The sequence below is a fragment of the Type-A symbiont of Plautia stali genome, assembly GCF_059731155.1.
Genome location: NZ_AP035891.1, coordinates 791511 through 808259, shown reverse-complemented (window position 1 = coordinate 808259; position 16749 = coordinate 791511). Strand labels below are relative to the sequence as shown.

Below are 16749 nucleotides of genomic sequence, written 5' to 3'. Positions count from 1 at the left end.
TGAGCTATAAACGCAAGGGAATACACAACACTGTTTCACTAACAACAACAATCGGTGAACAACACGGATAAAATTCACGCTATGCAGGTGTTTGTGCGGGTGGCAGAAATGGGCAGTTTTACCCGCGCGGCTGAGAGTCTGGGTTTACCCAAGGGCAGCGTTTCCCGCCAGCTGCAGGCGCTGGAAAATCAGATGGGCACACGCCTGCTGCATCGCACCACGCGCCGTGTGCATCTCACCCAGGATGGGCTGGTGTATTACGATCGCTGCCTGGATTTGCTGTCGATGCTTGATGATATGGACAGCCTATTCCAGCACGATCCTGCCACGCTGAGCGGCAAGCTGCGCGTCGATATGTCGGTGGCGATGGCGACCGGTTTTATCCTGCCGCGCCTGCCGGAGTTTTTGCAGCACTATCCAGGCGTGGAGATTGAGCTGAGCAGCAGCGATCGCCAAGTTGATGTGATTCGCGAGAGCTTTGACTGCGTGTTGCGCGTTGGCGAACTGAAAGATTCCGGCCTGATTGCGCGAAAAATTGGCTCGCACGCCTTGATCAACTGCGCCAGCCCTGGCTACCTTTCCCGCTTCGGCATGCCGGTGCGGCTGGACGATCTCGGCCAGCACGCCATGGTGCACTATACCCAACAGCTGGGGTAGCCCTCGCCGGGCTTTGAGTACTTTGATGGCAAACAGTGCCACTACGTGCAGACCGGCGGCGTGGTGACGGTAAACAGCACCGAGACCTATCGCGCCGCCTGTATCGCCGGGCTGGGCATTATTCAGGTACCGGCCATTGGCGTGCAGCCGCTGCTGGAATCCGGCCAGCTGGTCGAAGTGCTGCACCACTTCCCGGCCAAACCGATGCCGATTTCCCTGCTCTATCCTCACCGTCGCAACGTGGCGCGCCGCGTGCGGGTGTTTATGGAGTGGCTGAGTCAGGTGCTGCAGGAATACGTGACCTGAACGGGCAGGCTATAATTTTATTTTCGCTGTGAACAGGATGCAGAAGGTCTATGACGGACAAAACCACAAAAGCCTCAGAGGCAGAAGCTAAGCCGCTGATTGATATCAAAACCGGGAACAAAACGGTGGATGGCTCGATCAGGCGCGTCTCACGCTTTGCCGCCTGGTTTCAGGCGATCCCAGCGGTGGCGCACTTTTTGCGCGCGCTGGAGCGCTTTAACGATCGCCTCGGCAGCCAGTTTGGTGCGGCGATCACCTATTTTTCATTTCTTTCGCTGATACCGATTTTGATGGTCTCTTTTGCGGCGGTCGGCTTTGTGCTGGCGTCCAATCAGGACCTGCTTTCTGAGTTGATCAACAAAATCGTTAACAGCATCAGCGACCCGACGCTGGCCACCACGCTGAAAAATACCTTGAATACCGCGATTCAGCAGCGCGCGACCGTGGGCCTGACCGGTTTGCTGCTGGCGCTCTACTCCGGCATTAACTGGATGGGTAACCTGCGCGAAGCGGTGCGCGCCCAGTCGCGCGACGTATGGGAGCGCACACCCGATGACCAGGAGAAGTGGTGGAAGAAGTATCTGCGCGACTTGGTTTCGCTGCTGGGTCTGATGCTGGCGCTGGTGATTACGTTGTCGCTGACCTCGATTGCTGGCGCAGCGCAGGCGGCGATCGTGAATGCGCTGGGGCTGGGCGATATCGAGTGGCTGCGGCCGGCGATGACCATCATCGCGCTGTCGCTCTCCATCTTCGCCAATTATTTGCTGTTTCTGTGGATTTTCTGGATCCTGCCGCGCCACAAGCCACGCAAAAAAGCGCTGCTGCGCGGAACGCTGCTGGCGGCGATTGGTTTTGAGGTAATCAAGTTTGTCATGACGCTGACGCTGCCGAAGCTGGCAACGTCGCCCTCCGGTGCCGCCTTTGGATCGGTACTGGGGCTGATGGCCTTCTTCTACTTTTTCGCGCGTCTGACGCTATTCTGCGCCGCGTGGATCGCCACCGCAAAATACAAGGATGATCCCGAGATGTCGCAGCCGCATCACTCTGCGTAACGCGATAATTCAGTTACATTTGCCGCAACAGCAAAAAATGTTTCCTGCTGGCTACTAAAGCAGCAAAAACCAGCAGGAAACGCTAAAGGGTCACTTTTATTTGGCCCTTTTGCAGAGAATCACGCCAGAAAAGCCGCGCTTCCCCTTCCCATCCGGCGCCGATTGCTATAACTCAGAAATTATCCTCTTTTTCGCCACCAAAGCCCAGTGTAACGCGGTTTTTCGTCATTGAATGCGGCAAAACAGGTGCGTAAGATTCTTTGTTTACATTTACAATTAAGAAACAGTTATGCAAGCCTCCATCTCCGAAACACTCGATCCACAACACGACGGCACACCGGTTAACTCAAGCGGTAAAGTGGTAGTTGCCTCGCTGGTCGGCACTGCGATCGAATTCTTCGATTTCTATATCTATGCCACCGCCGCGGTAATCGTTTTTCCGCATATCTTCTTCCCGCAGGGTGACGCTACGGTTGCCACGCTGCAGTCGCTGGTGACCTTCGCTATCGCTTTCGTTGCGCGCCCTATTGGCTCCGCGCTGTTTGGTCACTTTGGCGACCGCGTGGGCCGTAAAGCGACGCTGGTTGCCTCGCTGCTGACCATGGGCGTCTCTACCGTACTGATCGGCCTGCTGCCGGGTTATCAGACCATTGGTTTGGCGGCACCGCTGCTGCTGGCGCTGGCGCGTTTTGGTCAGGGCCTGAGATTGGGCGGCGAATGGGGCGGCGCAGCGCTGCTGGCCACCGAGAACGCCCCGGCGAAGAAACGTGCGCTGTACGGCTCGTTCCCGCAGCTGGGCGCACCGATTGGCTTCTTCTTTGCCAACGGCACGTTCCTGCTGCTCTCGTGGCTGCTGACCGATGAGCAGTTCATGAACTGGGGCTGGCGCGTGCCGTTTGTGCTCTCTGCGGTGCTGGTGATTATCGGTCTGTATGTGCGCGTGTCGCTGCATGAGAGCCCGGTATTTGCCAAAGTGCAGAAAGAGAAGAAGCAGGTGCGGATACCCATCGGTACGCTGCTGAGCAAGCATATGACCGCGACCATTCTCGGCACGTTTATCATGCTTGCGACCTATACGCTGTTTTACATCATGACGGTGTATTCGATGAGCTACGGCACCGCGCCGGCGCCGGTCGGCCTCGGTTATTCGCGCACAGCTTCCTGTGGATGCTGATGGTGGCGGTCATCGGTTTTGGCGTGATGGTGCCGATTGCCGGCCTGCTGGCGGACCGTTTTGGCCGTCGCAGGACGATGATCACCATTACGCTGATGATTATCGCCTTTGCGCTGATGTTCCCGCTGCTGCTCGGCTCCAGCTCGCAGATTCTGATGATGGGCTTCCTGCTGCTCGGCCTGAGTATTATGGGTCTGACATTCGGCCCGATGGGCGCGCTGCTGCCAGAACTGTTCCCGACCGAAGTACGCTATACGGGTGCGTCGTTCTCTTACAACCTGTCGTCGATTCTTGGCGCCTCGGTGGCGCCTTATATTGCGACCTGGCTGAATGCGAACTACGGCTTGCAGGCGGTGGGCTTCTATCTGGCCTCCATGGCGGTGCTGACGCTGATCGCGCTGATTGCCTGTAAAGAGACGCACCACCAGACGCTGTATGAAGCGGTGTGATTGATTGCGTGTTGACAGAACCCGGCTCAGGCCGGGTTTTTTATTGGCGGTGTGGGGATGGTGTGGTGTGTCCCTCACCCTAACCCTCTCCCGTTTACGGGAGAGGGTTAGGGTGAGGGGAACCGTCTGGTGCAGGATGATGTTGCTGCACGTACCAACCAACACCGCGCGGGCGCTCCCTCTCCCGTTTACGGGAGAGGGCCGGGGTGAGGGAAACGCTTCTGCATCCAGACATAAGACATAAAAAAACCCCGGCAAGCCGGGGTTTGATTGGGCTGAAAACTGTGTCTCGCGTGCCTTAGCCCGCGACGGCGATGCGTTTCATGTCGGTCATATAGCCACGCAGTTTGCGGCCAACGGCTTCGATTGGATGCTGGCGGATCGCTTCGTTCACGTCGCGCAGCTGCGCGTTATCCACCTGCGTGCCTTCCACCGCTTTGCCTAGGTCGCCAGGCTGCAGCGTGGTCATGAACTCTTTCAGCAGCGGAACGGCCGCGAAGGAGAACAGGTAGTTACCGTATTCTGCGGTATCGGAAATTACCACGTTCATTTCATACAGACGCTTACGGGCGATGGTGTTGGCAATCAGCGGCAGCTCATGCAGGGATTCATAGTAAGCTGACTCTTCGATGATGCCCGCGTCAACCATGGTTTCGAATGCCAGCTCAACGCCCGCTTTCACCATCGCGACCATTACCACGCCTTTGTCGTAGTACTCCTGCTCGTCGATTTTGCCTTCGAACTGCGGGGCGTTTTCGAACGCGGTTTTACCGGTCTCTTCACGCCAGGTCAGTAGCTTTTTGTCGTCGTTCGCCCAGTCAGCCATCATACCGGAAGAGAATTCACCCGATATGATGTCATCCATGTGCTTCTGGAACAGCGGTTCCATAATGGTTTTCAGCTGCTCAGACAGCGCATAAGCACGGATTTTTGCCGGATTAGACAGACGATCCATCATCAGCGTGATGCCGCCGAACTTCAGCGATTCGGTGATGGTTTCCCAGCCGAACTGAATCAGTTTCTCGGTATACGCCGCGTCGTGACCTTCGGCCACCAGCTTGTCGAAGCACAGCAGTGAACCGGCCTGCAGCATACCGCACAGAATGGTCTGCTCGCCCATCAGGTCTGATTTTACTTCTGCCACGAAGGACGATTCCAGCACGCCTGCACGGTCGCCGCCGGTGGCTGCAGCCCAGGCTTTGGCAATCGCCATGCCTTCACCTTTTGGATCGTTTTCCGGGTGAACAGCGATCAGCGTTGGAACGCCGAAGCCACGCTTGTACTCTTCACGCACTTCGGTACCCGGGCACTTCGGTGCCACCATCACCACGGTGATGTCTTTACGGATGGTCTCGCCCACTTCGACGATGTTGAAACCGTGGGAGTAACCCAGCGCGGCACCGTCTTTCATCAGCGGCTGAACGGCCTGCACTACGGCAGAGTGCTGCTTGTCCGGCGTCAGGTTAACCACCAGATCCGCCTGCGGGATCAGCTCTTCGTAAGTACCCACTTTAAAACCGTTTTCGGTGGCTTTACGGAACGACGCACGCTTCTCAGCGATGGCTTCAGCGCGCAGTGCGTAAGACACATCGAGGCCAGAGTCACGCATGTTCAGACCCTGGTTCAGGCCCTGCGCGCCGCAGCCGACGATGACCACTTTCTTACCTTTCAGGAAGCTAGCGCCATCCGCGAATTCATCGCGCGACATGAAGCGACATTTGCCTAACTGCGCTAACTGATTGCGCAGATTCAATGTGTTGAAGTAGTTAGCCATGGGTACTCCGCTCAGATGTTGTGTTTGCTTTTGTTCAGTAACGGCGCCGGATTTAGCGCCGCGAATGACCCCATCATATGACAGGAAATACGTTGCTTAAATTGATATATTAACAACGTCACATTGCAGAATTTGCAACATCACGCTGAGGGCAAAACGCGCATGGATTTACGAGACCTGAAACTGTTTCTTCACCTAGCGGAAAGCTGCCACTTTGGCCGCACCGCGCGCGCCATGCACGTCAGCCCGTCGACGTTATCACGCCAGATTCAGCGGCTGGAAGAGGATGTCGGACACGCGCTGTTCCTGCGCGACAACCGCACCGTGACACTGACCGAAGCCGGTGAGCGGCTGCGTCAGTTTGCCCAGCAAACCCTGTTGCAATATCAGCAGCTGCGCCATGTCATGGACCTGAACGGCCCGTCGCTGAGCGGAGAGCTGCGCCTGTTCTGCTCGGTAACCGCCGCCTACAGCCATCTTCCGCCGATTCTGGACCGCTTTCGCGCGGAGCATCCGCAGGTGGAGATCAAACTCACCACCGGCGACGCCGCCGATGCCATTGAAATGGTGCAGTCCGGCGAAGCGGATCTGGCCATCGCCGGCCGGCCGGAGTCGCTGCCCGCCAGCATCGATTTTACACCGCTGGGTTTGATCCCGCTGGCTCTGATCGCCCCGGCGCTGCCCTGCCCGGTGCGCAGCCAGGCGACGCAGGAACAGCCGGACTGGTCACAGATTCCCTTTATCCTGCCGGATCAGGGGCCGGCGCGGCGCGACATTGATATATGGTTTCGCCGCCACCGCATTGCCAACCCGCAGATTTACGCCACGGTGTCAGGCCATGAGGCGATTGTGTCGATGGTGGCGCTCGGCTGCGGCATCGCGCTGCTGCCGGATGTGGTGCTGGAAAACAGTCCGGAACCGGTGCGCAATCGCGTGCTCACGCTGGAGAATGTCGAGTCGGTGGCGCCGCTGGAGCTCGGCGTATGCGTACAAAAAAAACGGCTCGGGGAGCCGCTGATTAATGCTTTCTGGCACCTGCTGTAGTTTAGCCGGCGAGAAAGAAGCGAAACGCCGGATTGCTGGCCTCGTCGTGCCACTCATAGCCAAGCGCGTTGAGGTGAGTGTCGAAATCCGGCTCTTTGTCGTTGATCTCGAACGCCGCCAGCACGCGACCAAAATCGGTGCCGTGGCTGCGATAGTGGAACAGCGAAATATTCCAGTGCGCGCCCAGCGTCTGCAGGAACTTCAGCAGCGCGCCCGGCGCTTCCGGGAATTCGAAGCTGAACAACCGTTCGCGCAGCGGTTTTGACGGGCGTCCGCCCACCATGTAGCGCACGTGCAGCTTCGCCATCTCATCGTCCGACAAATCCACCACCTGATAACCGCCTTCAGCCAGCTGGCTGATGATCTCGCTGCGCTCCTCAAGACCGCGCGTTAAACGCACGCCAACAAAGATGCAGGCGTTGTCGGCATCGGCATAACGGTAGTTGAACTCGGTTACCGCGCGGCCGCCCAGCGTCTGGCAGAAACGCAGGAAGCTGCCCTGCTGCTCAGGGATGGTGACCGCCAGCAGTGCTTCACGCTGTTCACCCAGTTCACAGCGCTCAGAGACATAGCGCAGACCGTGGAAGTTGACGTTGGCGCCCGAAAGCACGTGCGCCAGCCGCTCGCCTTTGATGTCGTGCTGCTGGATGTACTTCTTCATGCCCGCCAGCGCCAGCGCGCCGGAAGGCTCCGCTACCGCACGCACATCCTCGAACAGATCCTTCATCGCTGCGCAGATGGCATCGCTGTCCACGGTGACGATATCGTCGATGTACTCTTTGCACAGGCGGAAGGTTTCGCTGCCGATACGCTTGACCGCCACGCCTTCGGCAAACAGCCCGACGCGCGGCAAATCCACCGGCTCGCCGGCATCAAGCGCCGCCTTCAGGCAGGCAGAGTCCTGCGACTCGACCGCGATAACCTTGATTTGCGGCATCAGCTGTTTAATCAGAACCGCCACACCCGCCGCTAAGCCGCCGCCGCCTACCGGCACAAACACGCGATCGAGATGCGCATCCTGCTGCAACAGCTCCATCGCCAGCGTGCCCTGACCGGCAATCACCGCCGGATGATCAAACGGCGGCACGAAGGTGTAACCCTGCTGCTCCGCCAGCTCAATCGCTTTGGCTTTTGCCTCGTCAAAGTTGGCTCCGAACAGGTAAGCCTCACCGCCAAACGCGCACACTGCATCAACCTTGATGTCCGCCGTCGCCACTGGCATCACAATCAGTGACTTGATGCCGAGCGTGCTGGCCGAGAGCGCCACGCCCTGCGCGTGGTTGCCCGCCGACGCGGTAACCACGCCGCGCGCTTTCTGCTCTTCCGTCAGCCCGGCGATCATTGCGTAGGCACCGCGCAGCTTGAAGCTGTGCACCGGCTGGCGATCTTCGCGCTTCACCAGAATCGTGTTGCCAAGACGCGACGAAATTTTTTCCATTTTTTGCAGCGGCGTCACCTGGGCAATTTCGTACACAGGCGCACGCAGCACCGCGCGCAGATACTCCGCGCCATTGGGCGACGCGGAAAGCGGTTGAGACTCAGCCATCAGAGATTAGCCTCCCAGCTTAGACTTATCGCGCACCGCGCCCTTGTCAGCGCTGGTGGCGAGCGATGCATAAGCACGCAGTGCGAAGGAGACCTGACGCACGCGACCGTGCGGCGTATAAGCCGCTTCGCCACGCGCTTCCTCTTCTTCACGACGGGCATGCAGTTCGTTATCCGGTACCGCCAGCTTAATGCCGCGATTCGGGATATCGATTTCAATGATGTCGCCATCTTTAACCAGCGCGATGGTGCCGCCGTTCGCCGCTTCCGGCGATGCGTGGCCAATGGAAAGGCCCGAGGTGCCGCCCGAGAAGCGTCCGTCAGTGATCAGCGCACAGCTTTTGCCAAGGCCCATCGATTTCAGATAAGTGGTCGGATACAGCATCTCCTGCATGCCCGGACCGCCTTTCGGCCCTTCGTAGCGGATCACCACCACGTCACCGGCGACCACTTTGCCGCCGAGAATCGCTTCCACCGCATCGTCCTGGCTTTCATACACTTTTGCCGGACCTTTAAAGGTGAGGATCTCTTTGTCGACGCCGGCGGTTTTCACGATGCAGCCATCTTCCGCCATGTTGCCGTACAGCACTGCCAGACCGCCATCCTGAGAAAACGCGTGTTCGCGTGTGCGGATACAGCCTTCCTGACGATCGTCATCCAGCGTGTCCCAGCGGCAATCCTGTGAGAACGCCTGGGTGGTACGGATGCCCGCCGGGCCGGCGCGGAACATCTTCTTCACCGCTTCGTCTTTGGTCAGCATGATGTCGTACTGATCGAGCGTTTCGCGCAGGTTGAGGCCCAGCACGTTGCGCACGCCGGTGTGCAGCAGGCCGGCACGATCCAGCTCGCCAAGAATACCGATTACCCCGCCCGCGCGGTGCACATCTTCCATATGATATTTCTGCGTGCTCGGGGCCACTTTGCACAGGTGCGGCACTTTACGTGACAGGCGATCGATGTCGGAAATGCTGAAATCGATCTCGCCTTCCTGCGCGGCTGCCAGCAGGTGCAGCACGGTATTGGTGGAACCGCCCATGGCGATATCCAGCGTCATGGCGTTTTCGAACGCGGCTTTGCTGGCGATGTTACGCGGCAGCACGTGCGCATCATCCTGCTCGTAGTACTGTTTGGTCAGGTTAACGATGCGCTTGCCGGCGTTGATGAACAGGTCTTTACGATCGGCGTGGGTTGCCAGCAGCGAGCCGTTGCCCGGCTGCGACAGGCCCAGCGCTTCGGTCAGACAGTTCATGGAGTTGGCGGTGAACATGCCGGAGCACGAGCCGCAGGTCGGACAGGCGGAACGCTCAATCTGTTCGCTGTCGGCATCGCTGACGTTCGGGTTCGCCCCCTGAATCATCGCGTCCACCAGATCCAGCTTGATGATTTTGTCTGACAGCTTGGTTTTACCGGCTTCCATCGGACCGCCGGAGACAAAGATCACCGGAATGTTGAGGCGCAGCGAGGCCATCAGCATGCCGGGGGTGATTTTGTCGCAGTTGGAGATACATACCATGGCGTCGGCGCAGTGGGCGTTCACCATATATTCCACGGAGTCAGCAATCAGCTCGCGTGAAGGCAGTGAATACAGCATGCCGCCATGACCCATGGCGATACCGTCATCCACCGCGATGGTGTTGAACTCTTTGGCTACACCACCCGCGGCTTCGATTTGCTCAGCGACCAGTTTGCCAAGATCGCGCAGGTGCACGTGACCCGGTACGAATTGGGTGAAAGAGTTGACCACGGCGATAATCGGCTTACCGAAATCGTCGTCGGTCATTCCGGTGGCGCGCCACAGGGCACGGGCACCCGCCATATTACGACCATGGGTGGTGGTGGCGGAACGGTACTTAGGCATGCTCTATTTACTCCAGTCTGAAAAATGACGCGGGCGCTGCTGCACGCGCGTTACTATCTTGTTATGGATTCACCTGATCCAGCCAGCCGTACTTGTCTTCGGTTTCGCCGGTGAACAGGCAAAAGAACGCCTGCTGGATTTTGGTGGTCACCGGACCACGTTTGCCCTCACCCACCTGGATGCCGTCCACGCTGCGTACCGGCGTGATTTCTGCGGCAGTACCGGACATGAACACTTCATCCGCCAGGTACAGTGATTCGCGTGACAGCACCTGCTCGCGCACTTCGATACCGAGATCCTTTGCCAGCTTGATGATTGCATCGCGGGTGATGCCCGGCAGCGCTGAAGAGGTGAACGGCGGGGTGAACAGAATGCCGTCTTTCACTTCAAACAGGTTTTCGCCAGCACCTTCGGAGATATAACCTTGGGTATCCAGCGCGATACCTTCCTGATAGCCGTGGCGGTGCGCTTCACTGCCAACCAGCAGGGAAGAGAGATAGTTACCGCCCGCTTTCGCCGCGGTTGGCAGGGTGTTTGGCGCCACGCGATTCCAAGAAGAAACCATGGCGTTGATGCCCTGCTCCAGCGCTTCGGCACCCAGGTAAGCCCCCCACGGGAACGCAGCGATGATCACATCAGTGGTGAAGCCGTCTGGCGGGTTAACGCCGAGGCCCACGTCGCCGACAAAGGCCAGCGGACGAATATAGGCGCTCTTCAGTTTATTCACGCGGATGACTTCGCGGCACGCTTCCATCAGCTCATCCACGCTGGCTTTAATCGGGAAACGGTAAATTTTGGCGGAGTCGTGCAGACGCTGCATGTGTTCACGGTGACGGAACACCACCGGACCTTTGTGTGAGTCGTAGCAGCGGATGCCTTCGAACACAGAGGTGCCGTAATGCAGTGCGTGAGACATAACGCTAACCTTGGCGTCTTCCCACTTAACCATCTCCCCATTGAACCAGATAAAGTCTGCTTTCTTCGTACTCATTGTTATTTCCTTTGGCGACTAGGCGCGGATTTGTTATGTTGTCTGTTGCTGGATCTCGATACAGGCGACATCCATAAGTTTGCTTAACTGCGAAGACAGTAAATCGACAGAGCGCTGGCTGGCAACGGTCATTTCGATATTAATGTTCTCCGCATTGACGGCGGACGCCATATTCATCGCGCATACCTGGAAGCCACGGTGACGCACGACGCGCAAAATGCGCTCCAATATTTCAGGGCGAAAGCGGGCTTCGATAGACAATCGATGCTGGTTCATACGGTTTTCTCCATCATGTTTGCGTTGCTGGCACCCGGCGGTACCAGTGGCCAGACGTTTTCATGCTCATCAATCGCAACATGCAGGAAGTAAGGACTTTCACTGTTCAGCAGGGCATCAATCGCGGCGTCGACCTGATCTTTACTGCTAATGCGCTGGCCCGGAATATCAAAGGCGCTGGCCAGCGTGAGGAAATCGGGGTTATCGGTGAGGATGGTTTCGCTGTAGCGACCATCAAAGAACAGCAGCTGCCACTGGCGAACCATGCCAAGACGCTGGTTATCCAGCAGCAGGATTTTTACCGGCAGCTGCTTACGCTTGATGGTGCCCAGCTCCTGAATATTCATCATGATTGAGCCGTCACCGGACACACAGATAACGGTGTCATCCGGACGGGCAACCTGCGCGCCTACCGCAGCCGGCAGCCCAAAGCCCATGGTGCCCAGACCGCTGGAGGTGATGAAGTTTTCCGGCGCGCTGAAGCGCATGTGCTGCGCCGCCCACATCTGGTGCTGGCCAACGTCGGTGGTTACCACCGCGCTGTCAGGTTTACGATCTGACAACTGCTTCAGCAGCAGCGGCGCGTAGATCGCCTCACCGGGATGATCGTAGCGCCACGCGAACTCCGCGTTCATCGCTTTAACTTCGGTACGCCAGCCGTCGATCTGCAGCGGCATGCTCAGCGCCGGCAATACCTGGTTGAGATCACCCTGCAGCGATACGTGAGCGCGACGCAGTTTGTTCAATTCCGCCGGATCGATATCGATATGGATGACGCTGGCGTGCGGCGCGAAAGTATCCAGCTTACCGGTAACGCGATCGTCAAAGCGCGCGCCGACGGCAATCAGCAAATCACAGGATTGCACCGCCAGGTTGGCCGCTTTGGTGCCGTGCATGCCGAGCATACCGAGATAGAGATCGCTGCTGGCTTCGGCACCGCCCAGCCCTTTCAGGGTAGAAACCATCGGGATGCCGGTCTCCTGCGCCATGGCCCGCAGCGCCGGAACGGCCTGCGCCATGCCGACACCGCCGCCGATATACAGCATCGGTTTTTGCGCCTGCGCCATCAGCGCGCGCGCTTCGGCAATGTGCTGCGGTGAGTGGCTCAGTGCCTCTTCAACCGGCAGCAGGTGCGGCGTCAGTTCACCGCTGGCAATCTGAATATCTTTGGGGATGTCGACCAGCACCGGTCCCGGACGGCCGGACTGCGCGATGGCGAAAGCTTCCGCCATCACCGAGGGTAAATCATCCAGCGATTCAACGAGGAAGCTGTGTTTAGTGCAGGCTAATGACAGGCCAAGAACGTCGATCTCCTGAAAGGCGTCGGTGCCGATAAACGCTGAAGAGACCTGCCCGGTGATGGCGACAACCGGAACGGAATCCATCATCGCATCGGCCAGCCCGGTGATCAGGTTGGTGGCGCCCGGTCCGGAGGTCGCTATGCAAACCCCGGTTTTGCCGGTCGCACGCGCATAACCGATCGCTGCCATCACCGCACCTTGTTCGTGACGACACAGTAGATGTTCCACGCCGCCATCGTAGAGCGCATCGTACACTGGCATGATTGCTCCACCAGGATAACCAAACACTGTGTCGACACCCTGCGCGCGTAAAGCCTGAACTACCCACTGTGCACCTGTCATGGTTATTCTCCTGTATTCCTGCTGGAACAACAGAATTTTATGCTACTGCTCATAATCTGTTCCTCGCTGATTCGCTGATATTTCGTCTGGTCGAAAAAAAACCCCCGGACCTTACGGTACGGGGGTTTTTCGAATTCCAGGCTTGATTTTTAAGCCTTTCTTTCTCCAAGCGTAGCCCCGCACGGTGGGTTAATAATCACCACCACGCTAATCACGACTAGGCTAATCACTTGTAGAAGGGCTTTCATGTGTCGTCTGTTTTTTCGTTAGTTCGTTCGAAGTAATACCTACAGAGTTACCATAGTTAACAGGGGATTTACAATAATTTTCATCGGAAAATTTTATGACGCGCGCAGCTGACGTACGTTATCGCTTTGTAAGTAAAAGGTTATTCGCATTTGTGATAATTATTCATTACGCCCGCGACGCAACCGTTATTTTGCTTTTGCGATCTGGCTGCGAAAATTAATAAACAGGATGAAAAGTGCAGCGATTTTCCTGAATACCGCTTCAGGATGTTAGTTTCAGCGGTCGCCGTGTGAGTTTTTTCAGCAAGGATAAAGGCAACAAGGAGCGGTTATGTCTTTATCGAAAGTATTAACACGCGCGGCGCTCGGAGTGCAGGCTCCACTGGTGACGATTGAAGTACATATCAGCAATGGTCTGCCGGCATTGACGCTGGTTGGTCTGCCGGAAACCACCGTCAAAGAAGCCCGCGAACGCGTGCGCAGCGCCATTATCAATAGCGGTTTCACCTTTCCGGCGAAGCGCGTCACCATCAATCTCGCGCCAGCTGATTTACCTAAAGAGGGTGGGCGTTATGACCTGCCGATCGCTATCGCCATTCTCGCGGCCTCAGAGCAGCTGCCAGGCGATAAGCTGGCCCATTATGAATTTCCTGGGTGAGCTGGCGCTAAACGGCGCGCTGTGTGGCGTTCAGGCCGCGATTCCTGCTGCCATGGCAGCGCTGCAGGCCGGGCGTCAGATGGTCTTAGCGGAGCAGAATCAACAGGATGTCGGCCTGATACAACAGGGCGAAACGCTGGTGGGTAAGCATCTGGTGGAGATCTGCGCTTTCCTGCATAACCAGACGGCGCTGACGGTAGCCCATTACCAGCCTGAAACGGTGCAGCACGAGCAGCAGGACCTAAGCGATATTATTGGCCAGCAGCAGGGACGGCGCGCGCTGGAAATCACCGCCGCCGGTGGCCATAACCCGTTGCTGCTGGGCCCGCCCGGCACCGGTAAGACCATGCTGGCAACCCGATTGCCCGGCATTATGCCGCCGCTGGACGACCAGGAAGCGCTGGAGTGCGCCGCGATTGCCAGCCTGGTCAGCAAGCGGTACGCTACATCATCAGTGGCGTAAACGGCCGTTCAGAGCGCCTCATCACAGCGCATCGCTGTATGCGCTGGTCGGCGGAGGATCACTGCCGCGGCCGGGCGAAATTTCACTGGCGCACAATGGGCTGCTGTTTCTTGATGAACTGCCCGAGCTTGAGCGCAAAGCGCTGGATGCGTTACGCGAGCCGATTGAGTCCGGTGAAATCGCCATCTCCCGTTCCCGCGCCAAAGTCACTTTCCCTGCACGCTTTCAACTGATTGGTGCAATGAATAACAGCCCGACTGGCCATTATCAGGGGAATCATAATCGCTGCACGCCGCAGCAGGTGCTGCGATATCTCAGCCGGCTTTCTGGCCCGTTCCTGGATCGCTTCGACCTGTCGCTGGAGATTCCGCTGCTACCGGGCGGCTCGCTCAGCCAGAAGCAGCAGCACAGCGAAACCAGCGCGCAGGTGCGCGCCCGCGTACTGGCCGCCCGGGCGATACAGATGGCACGCGCGGGCAAGGTGAATGCGCAGCTGTCGAATCAGGAGATCGCCCGTGATTGTGTGTTACAGCAGCAGGACGCGGAATGGCTGGAGGAGATCCTGAATGCACTGGGATTATCGGTGCGTGCGTGGCAGCGCATCTTAAAGGTGGCGAGAACCATCGCAGATTTAGCGGGTGAACGGCAGATTACGCGTCAGCATCTGCAGGAGGCGGTGGGATATCGCAGTATCGATCGTTTACTGATTTACCTGCATAAAAGCCTGGAATGACAACGGGGCTGAAATCAGCCCCGTCATGTTAATCGTCGCTATCGCTGAAGTCTTCCACCGTGTCCATCTGCGGTTTACCGCCGGACAAGGTATGAAAACGTTTCGGACACTTGATACGTGCAGTGTATTTTGACCAGACACGTTCAGCCTCAGTCTGCGGCTCACGCAGACCACGACAGACTTCAATAAACAGACGCTCTTCTTCGGTCTCCGGATCGCGCTTAGCGAGATCCAGTTCGTTGAAAGCGTATCCGTGGCGTTCCAGAAGCTGAGCTTCTTTAATGGTGAAGTCACCATGACGCGAAAAACCACGAGGGTAATGTTTGTTATCAAAGAAACGATTAGTTGTTGCGAAGCTGTCCGCCATCTTACACGCTCCTGATTCTCATATGGCCGTGCTATTTATGGCGCGGAGTATTAGATAGGCTTGACAGAGTGTAAAACAAAACATTTAAATCAGTACGACAAACATTTTTTGGGAGAATGCTGTGGATACGGAATTACTGAAAACTTTCCTCGAAGTGAGCAGAACGCGTCATTTCGGGCGTGCTGCTGAAGCGCTTTACCTCACGCAATCTGCCGTTAGTTTTCGCATCCGTCAGCTGGAAAATCAGCTGGGCGTTAATCTTTTTACCCGTCACCGCAATAATATCCGGCTGACTTCAGCAGGCGAGCGCTTATTGCCCTACGCTAAGAGCCTGATGAGTACCTGGCTGATGGCAAAGAAGGAGGTTTCGCATACCCAGCAGCACCATGAGCTATCAATCGGTGCCAGTGCATCGCTCTGGGAAGCGTATCTTACGCCCTGGCTGCAGACGCTATACGAGAACCGGGAAAGCCTGCATCTGGAAGCACGTATTGCTCAGCGCCATTTGCTGGTCAAGCAGTTACATGAGCGCCAGCTCGATTTGCTGATCACCACCGAAGCGCCAAAAATGGATGAACTCACCAGTCAGCAGATCGGTCATATTTCACTCGCGCTCTTTCGCGCACGCAAAACTGAAAAGCGTGAAAAATATGATTACATCAAACTCGAGTGGGGCGCGGATTTCCATCAGCATGAAAGTTATCTTTCCAATGATGACGTACCGGTATTAACTACCACTTCTGCACATGTGACCCGCGAATTGCTGCATACCACGGGAGCCTGCGCCTTTTTACCTGATTTCTGGCACGGCATTTACAGCGACTTGATGGTTATTACAGACACACCTGTCGCACGACCGTTATATGCGGTATGGCTGCAGAATAGCGATCAACAGGCACACATTCGTCAGCTGCTTAAATATCCGGTCCTGACTCACTGAAGCAATAAATGAGGGAGTTTGAGTGGAAGAAATGAAACTCAGGCTCTTGCCTGTGCCAAATTTCAGGCAAAAAAAATCCTTTGCCGAAGCAAAGGATTATTTTCTGGCAGGGGCGGAGGGACTCGAACCCCCAACACCCGGTTTTGGAGACCGGTGCTCTACCAATTGAACTACACCCCTAATTAGGGTGGCGGAACGGACGGGGCTCGAACCCGCGACCCCCTGCGTGACAGGCAGGTATTCTAACCAACTGAACTACCGCTCCACCGATTCTGTACTGATATCAGACCGTCGCTGATTTCAGGTGTTTCGCCCTTTCCGCGTCACCGGGAAGGTCACGACCCGATTAGGGGTCTTAAATTGATGCCTGGCAGTTCCCTACTCTCGCATGGGGAGGCCCCACACTACCATCGGCGCTACGGCGTTTCACTTCTGAGTTCGGCATGGGGTCAGGTGGGACCACCGCGCTGTTGCCGCCAGGCAAATTCTGGTGCTCGAAACGAATATTTTTCACTGATGCTGCGTTGCCTCAGCGCAAAATCTTTCGTTTCCGCTAATTTTATCCGTCACA

Annotated in this window: 11 protein-coding genes, 2 tRNA genes, 1 rRNA gene and 3 pseudogenes; 6 read left to right on the top strand and 11 right to left on the bottom strand. The window is 57.0% G+C overall.

Annotated elements, in window-relative coordinates; genetic code table 11:
- Positions 1–81: 81 nt before the first annotated feature.
- From AC6I8M_RS04335 to AC6I8M_RS04325, 3 genes and pseudogenes are all read left to right on the top strand, one after another.
- Positions 82–963 (top strand): annotated as a pseudogene (locus tag AC6I8M_RS04335) (LysR family transcriptional regulator).
- A gap of 50 nt (positions 964–1013) precedes the next feature.
- A complete protein-coding gene (yhjD, locus tag AC6I8M_RS04330) occupies positions 1014–2015 on the top strand; it encodes an inner membrane protein YhjD (RefSeq protein WP_010615726.1) in 1002 nt (333 codons plus the stop codon).
- A gap of 289 nt (positions 2016–2304) precedes the next feature.
- Positions 2305–3638 (top strand): annotated as a pseudogene (locus AC6I8M_RS04325) (MFS transporter).
- 298 nt (positions 3639–3936) lie between these two features.
- On the opposite strand, the gene ilvC reads toward AC6I8M_RS04325, so the two are convergent.
- A complete protein-coding gene (gene ilvC / locus AC6I8M_RS04320) occupies positions 3937–5412 on the bottom strand; it encodes a ketol-acid reductoisomerase (protein ID WP_010615725.1) in 1476 nt (491 codons plus the stop codon).
- A gap of 162 nt (positions 5413–5574) precedes the next feature.
- Here ilvC and ilvY point away from each other — a divergent pair, with 162 nt between their 5' ends.
- The gene (gene ilvY / locus AC6I8M_RS04315; RefSeq protein ID WP_010615724.1) at positions 5575–6456 is read left to right on the top strand and encodes an HTH-type transcriptional activator IlvY; all 882 of its coding nucleotides are present in this window, start codon (positions 5575–5577) and stop codon (positions 6454–6456) included.
- A 1-nt stretch (position 6457) separates the two neighbouring features.
- Here the strand turns inward: ilvY and ilvA are convergent, their stop codons facing one another.
- The 6 genes from ilvA to ilvL all read right to left on the bottom strand — a co-directional run bounded on the left by ilvA (position 6458) and on the right by ilvL (position 13017).
- Positions 6458–8002 carry a threonine ammonia-lyase, biosynthetic gene (ilvA, locus tag AC6I8M_RS04310; protein ID WP_010615723.1) on the bottom strand — a complete coding sequence of 515 codons (1545 nt, stop codon included), beginning with the start codon at positions 8000–8002 and terminating at the stop codon, positions 6458–6460.
- Positions 8003–8008: 6 nt separating this feature from the next.
- On the bottom strand, positions 8009–9859 hold the full coding sequence (ilvD, locus tag AC6I8M_RS04305; RefSeq protein ID WP_010615722.1) for a dihydroxy-acid dehydratase: 1851 nt from the start codon (positions 9857–9859) through the stop codon (positions 8009–8011).
- A 61-nt stretch (positions 9860–9920) separates the two neighbouring features.
- Positions 9921–10850 (bottom strand): branched-chain amino acid transaminase, encoded by a 930-nt coding sequence (locus tag AC6I8M_RS04300; RefSeq protein WP_010615721.1) that lies wholly within the window; start codon positions 10848–10850, stop codon positions 9921–9923.
- A gap of 33 nt (positions 10851–10883) precedes the next feature.
- Positions 10884–11126: an acetolactate synthase 2 small subunit gene (gene ilvM / locus AC6I8M_RS04295; RefSeq protein ID WP_010615720.1), complete on the bottom strand. Its 243-nt coding sequence runs from the start codon at positions 11124–11126 to the stop codon at positions 10884–10886.
- The gene (gene ilvG / locus AC6I8M_RS04290) at positions 11123–12769 is read right to left on the bottom strand and encodes an acetolactate synthase 2 catalytic subunit (protein WP_010615719.1); all 1647 of its coding nucleotides are present in this window, start codon (positions 12767–12769) and stop codon (positions 11123–11125) included. Before ilvG ends, ilvM begins: the two co-directional genes overlap by 4 nt.
- Positions 12770–12918: 149 nt before the next feature.
- Positions 12919–13017: an ilv operon leader peptide gene (ilvL, locus tag AC6I8M_RS04285; RefSeq protein ID WP_071813600.1), complete on the bottom strand. Its 99-nt coding sequence runs from the start codon at positions 13015–13017 to the stop codon at positions 12919–12921.
- Positions 13018–13348: 331 nt separating this feature from the next.
- Here ilvL and AC6I8M_RS04280 point away from each other — a divergent pair.
- A pseudogene (locus AC6I8M_RS04280) lies at positions 13349–14871 on the top strand (YifB family Mg chelatase-like AAA ATPase).
- 28 nt (positions 14872–14899) lie between these two features.
- Here AC6I8M_RS04280 and AC6I8M_RS04275 read toward each other — a convergent pair.
- Positions 14900–15238, bottom strand: coding sequence for a MaoP family protein (locus AC6I8M_RS04275; protein WP_010615718.1), 339 nt, complete (start codon positions 15236–15238; stop codon positions 14900–14902).
- A gap of 121 nt (positions 15239–15359) precedes the next feature.
- On the opposite strand from AC6I8M_RS04275, the gene hdfR reads away from it, so the two are divergent.
- Positions 15360–16178, top strand: a complete 819-nt coding sequence (gene hdfR, locus AC6I8M_RS04270) for an HTH-type transcriptional regulator HdfR (RefSeq protein ID WP_010615717.1) — start codon at positions 15360–15362, stop codon at positions 16176–16178.
- A 104-nt stretch (positions 16179–16282) separates the two neighbouring features.
- On the opposite strand, the gene AC6I8M_RS04265 is transcribed toward hdfR, so the two are convergent.
- From AC6I8M_RS04265 to rrf, 3 genes are all read right to left on the bottom strand, one after another.
- A tRNA-Trp gene (locus AC6I8M_RS04265) sits at positions 16283–16358 on the bottom strand.
- 8 nt (positions 16359–16366) lie between these two features.
- A tRNA-Asp gene (locus tag AC6I8M_RS04260) sits at positions 16367–16443 on the bottom strand.
- Between the two features lie 100 nt (positions 16444–16543).
- Positions 16544–16659, bottom strand: a 5S ribosomal RNA gene (gene rrf, locus AC6I8M_RS04255).
- Between the last annotated feature and the right edge of the window lie 90 nt (positions 16660–16749).

Bases quoted from the DNA above. Each gene is read 5' to 3' on its own strand.
- ilvD (WP_010615722.1), bottom strand. From the start codon at position 9,859: ATGCCTAAGTACCGTTCCGCCACCACCACCCATGGTCGTAATATGGCG.
- AC6I8M_RS04275 (WP_010615718.1), bottom strand. From the start codon at position 15,238: ATGGCGGACAGCTTCGCAACAACTAATCGTTTCTTTGATAACAAACAT.
- AC6I8M_RS04300 (WP_010615721.1), bottom strand. From the start codon at position 10,850: ATGAGTACGAAGAAAGCAGACTTTATCTGGTTCAATGGGGAGATGGTT.
- ilvA (WP_010615723.1), bottom strand. From the start codon at position 8,002: ATGGCTGAGTCTCAACCGCTTTCCGCGTCGCCCAATGGCGCGGAGTAT.
- ilvG (WP_010615719.1), bottom strand. From the start codon at position 12,769: ATGACAGGTGCACAGTGGGTAGTTCAGGCTTTACGCGCGCAGGGTGTC.
- ilvL (WP_071813600.1), bottom strand. From the start codon at position 13,017: ATGAAAGCCCTTCTACAAGTGATTAGCCTAGTCGTGATTAGCGTGGTG.
- ilvY (WP_010615724.1), top strand. From the start codon at position 5,575: ATGGATTTACGAGACCTGAAACTGTTTCTTCACCTAGCGGAAAGCTGC.
- ilvM (WP_010615720.1), bottom strand. From the start codon at position 11,126: ATGAACCAGCATCGATTGTCTATCGAAGCCCGCTTTCGCCCTGAAATA.
- ilvC (WP_010615725.1), bottom strand. From the start codon at position 5,412: ATGGCTAACTACTTCAACACATTGAATCTGCGCAATCAGTTAGCGCAG.
- yhjD (WP_010615726.1), top strand. From the start codon at position 1,014: ATGACGGACAAAACCACAAAAGCCTCAGAGGCAGAAGCTAAGCCGCTG.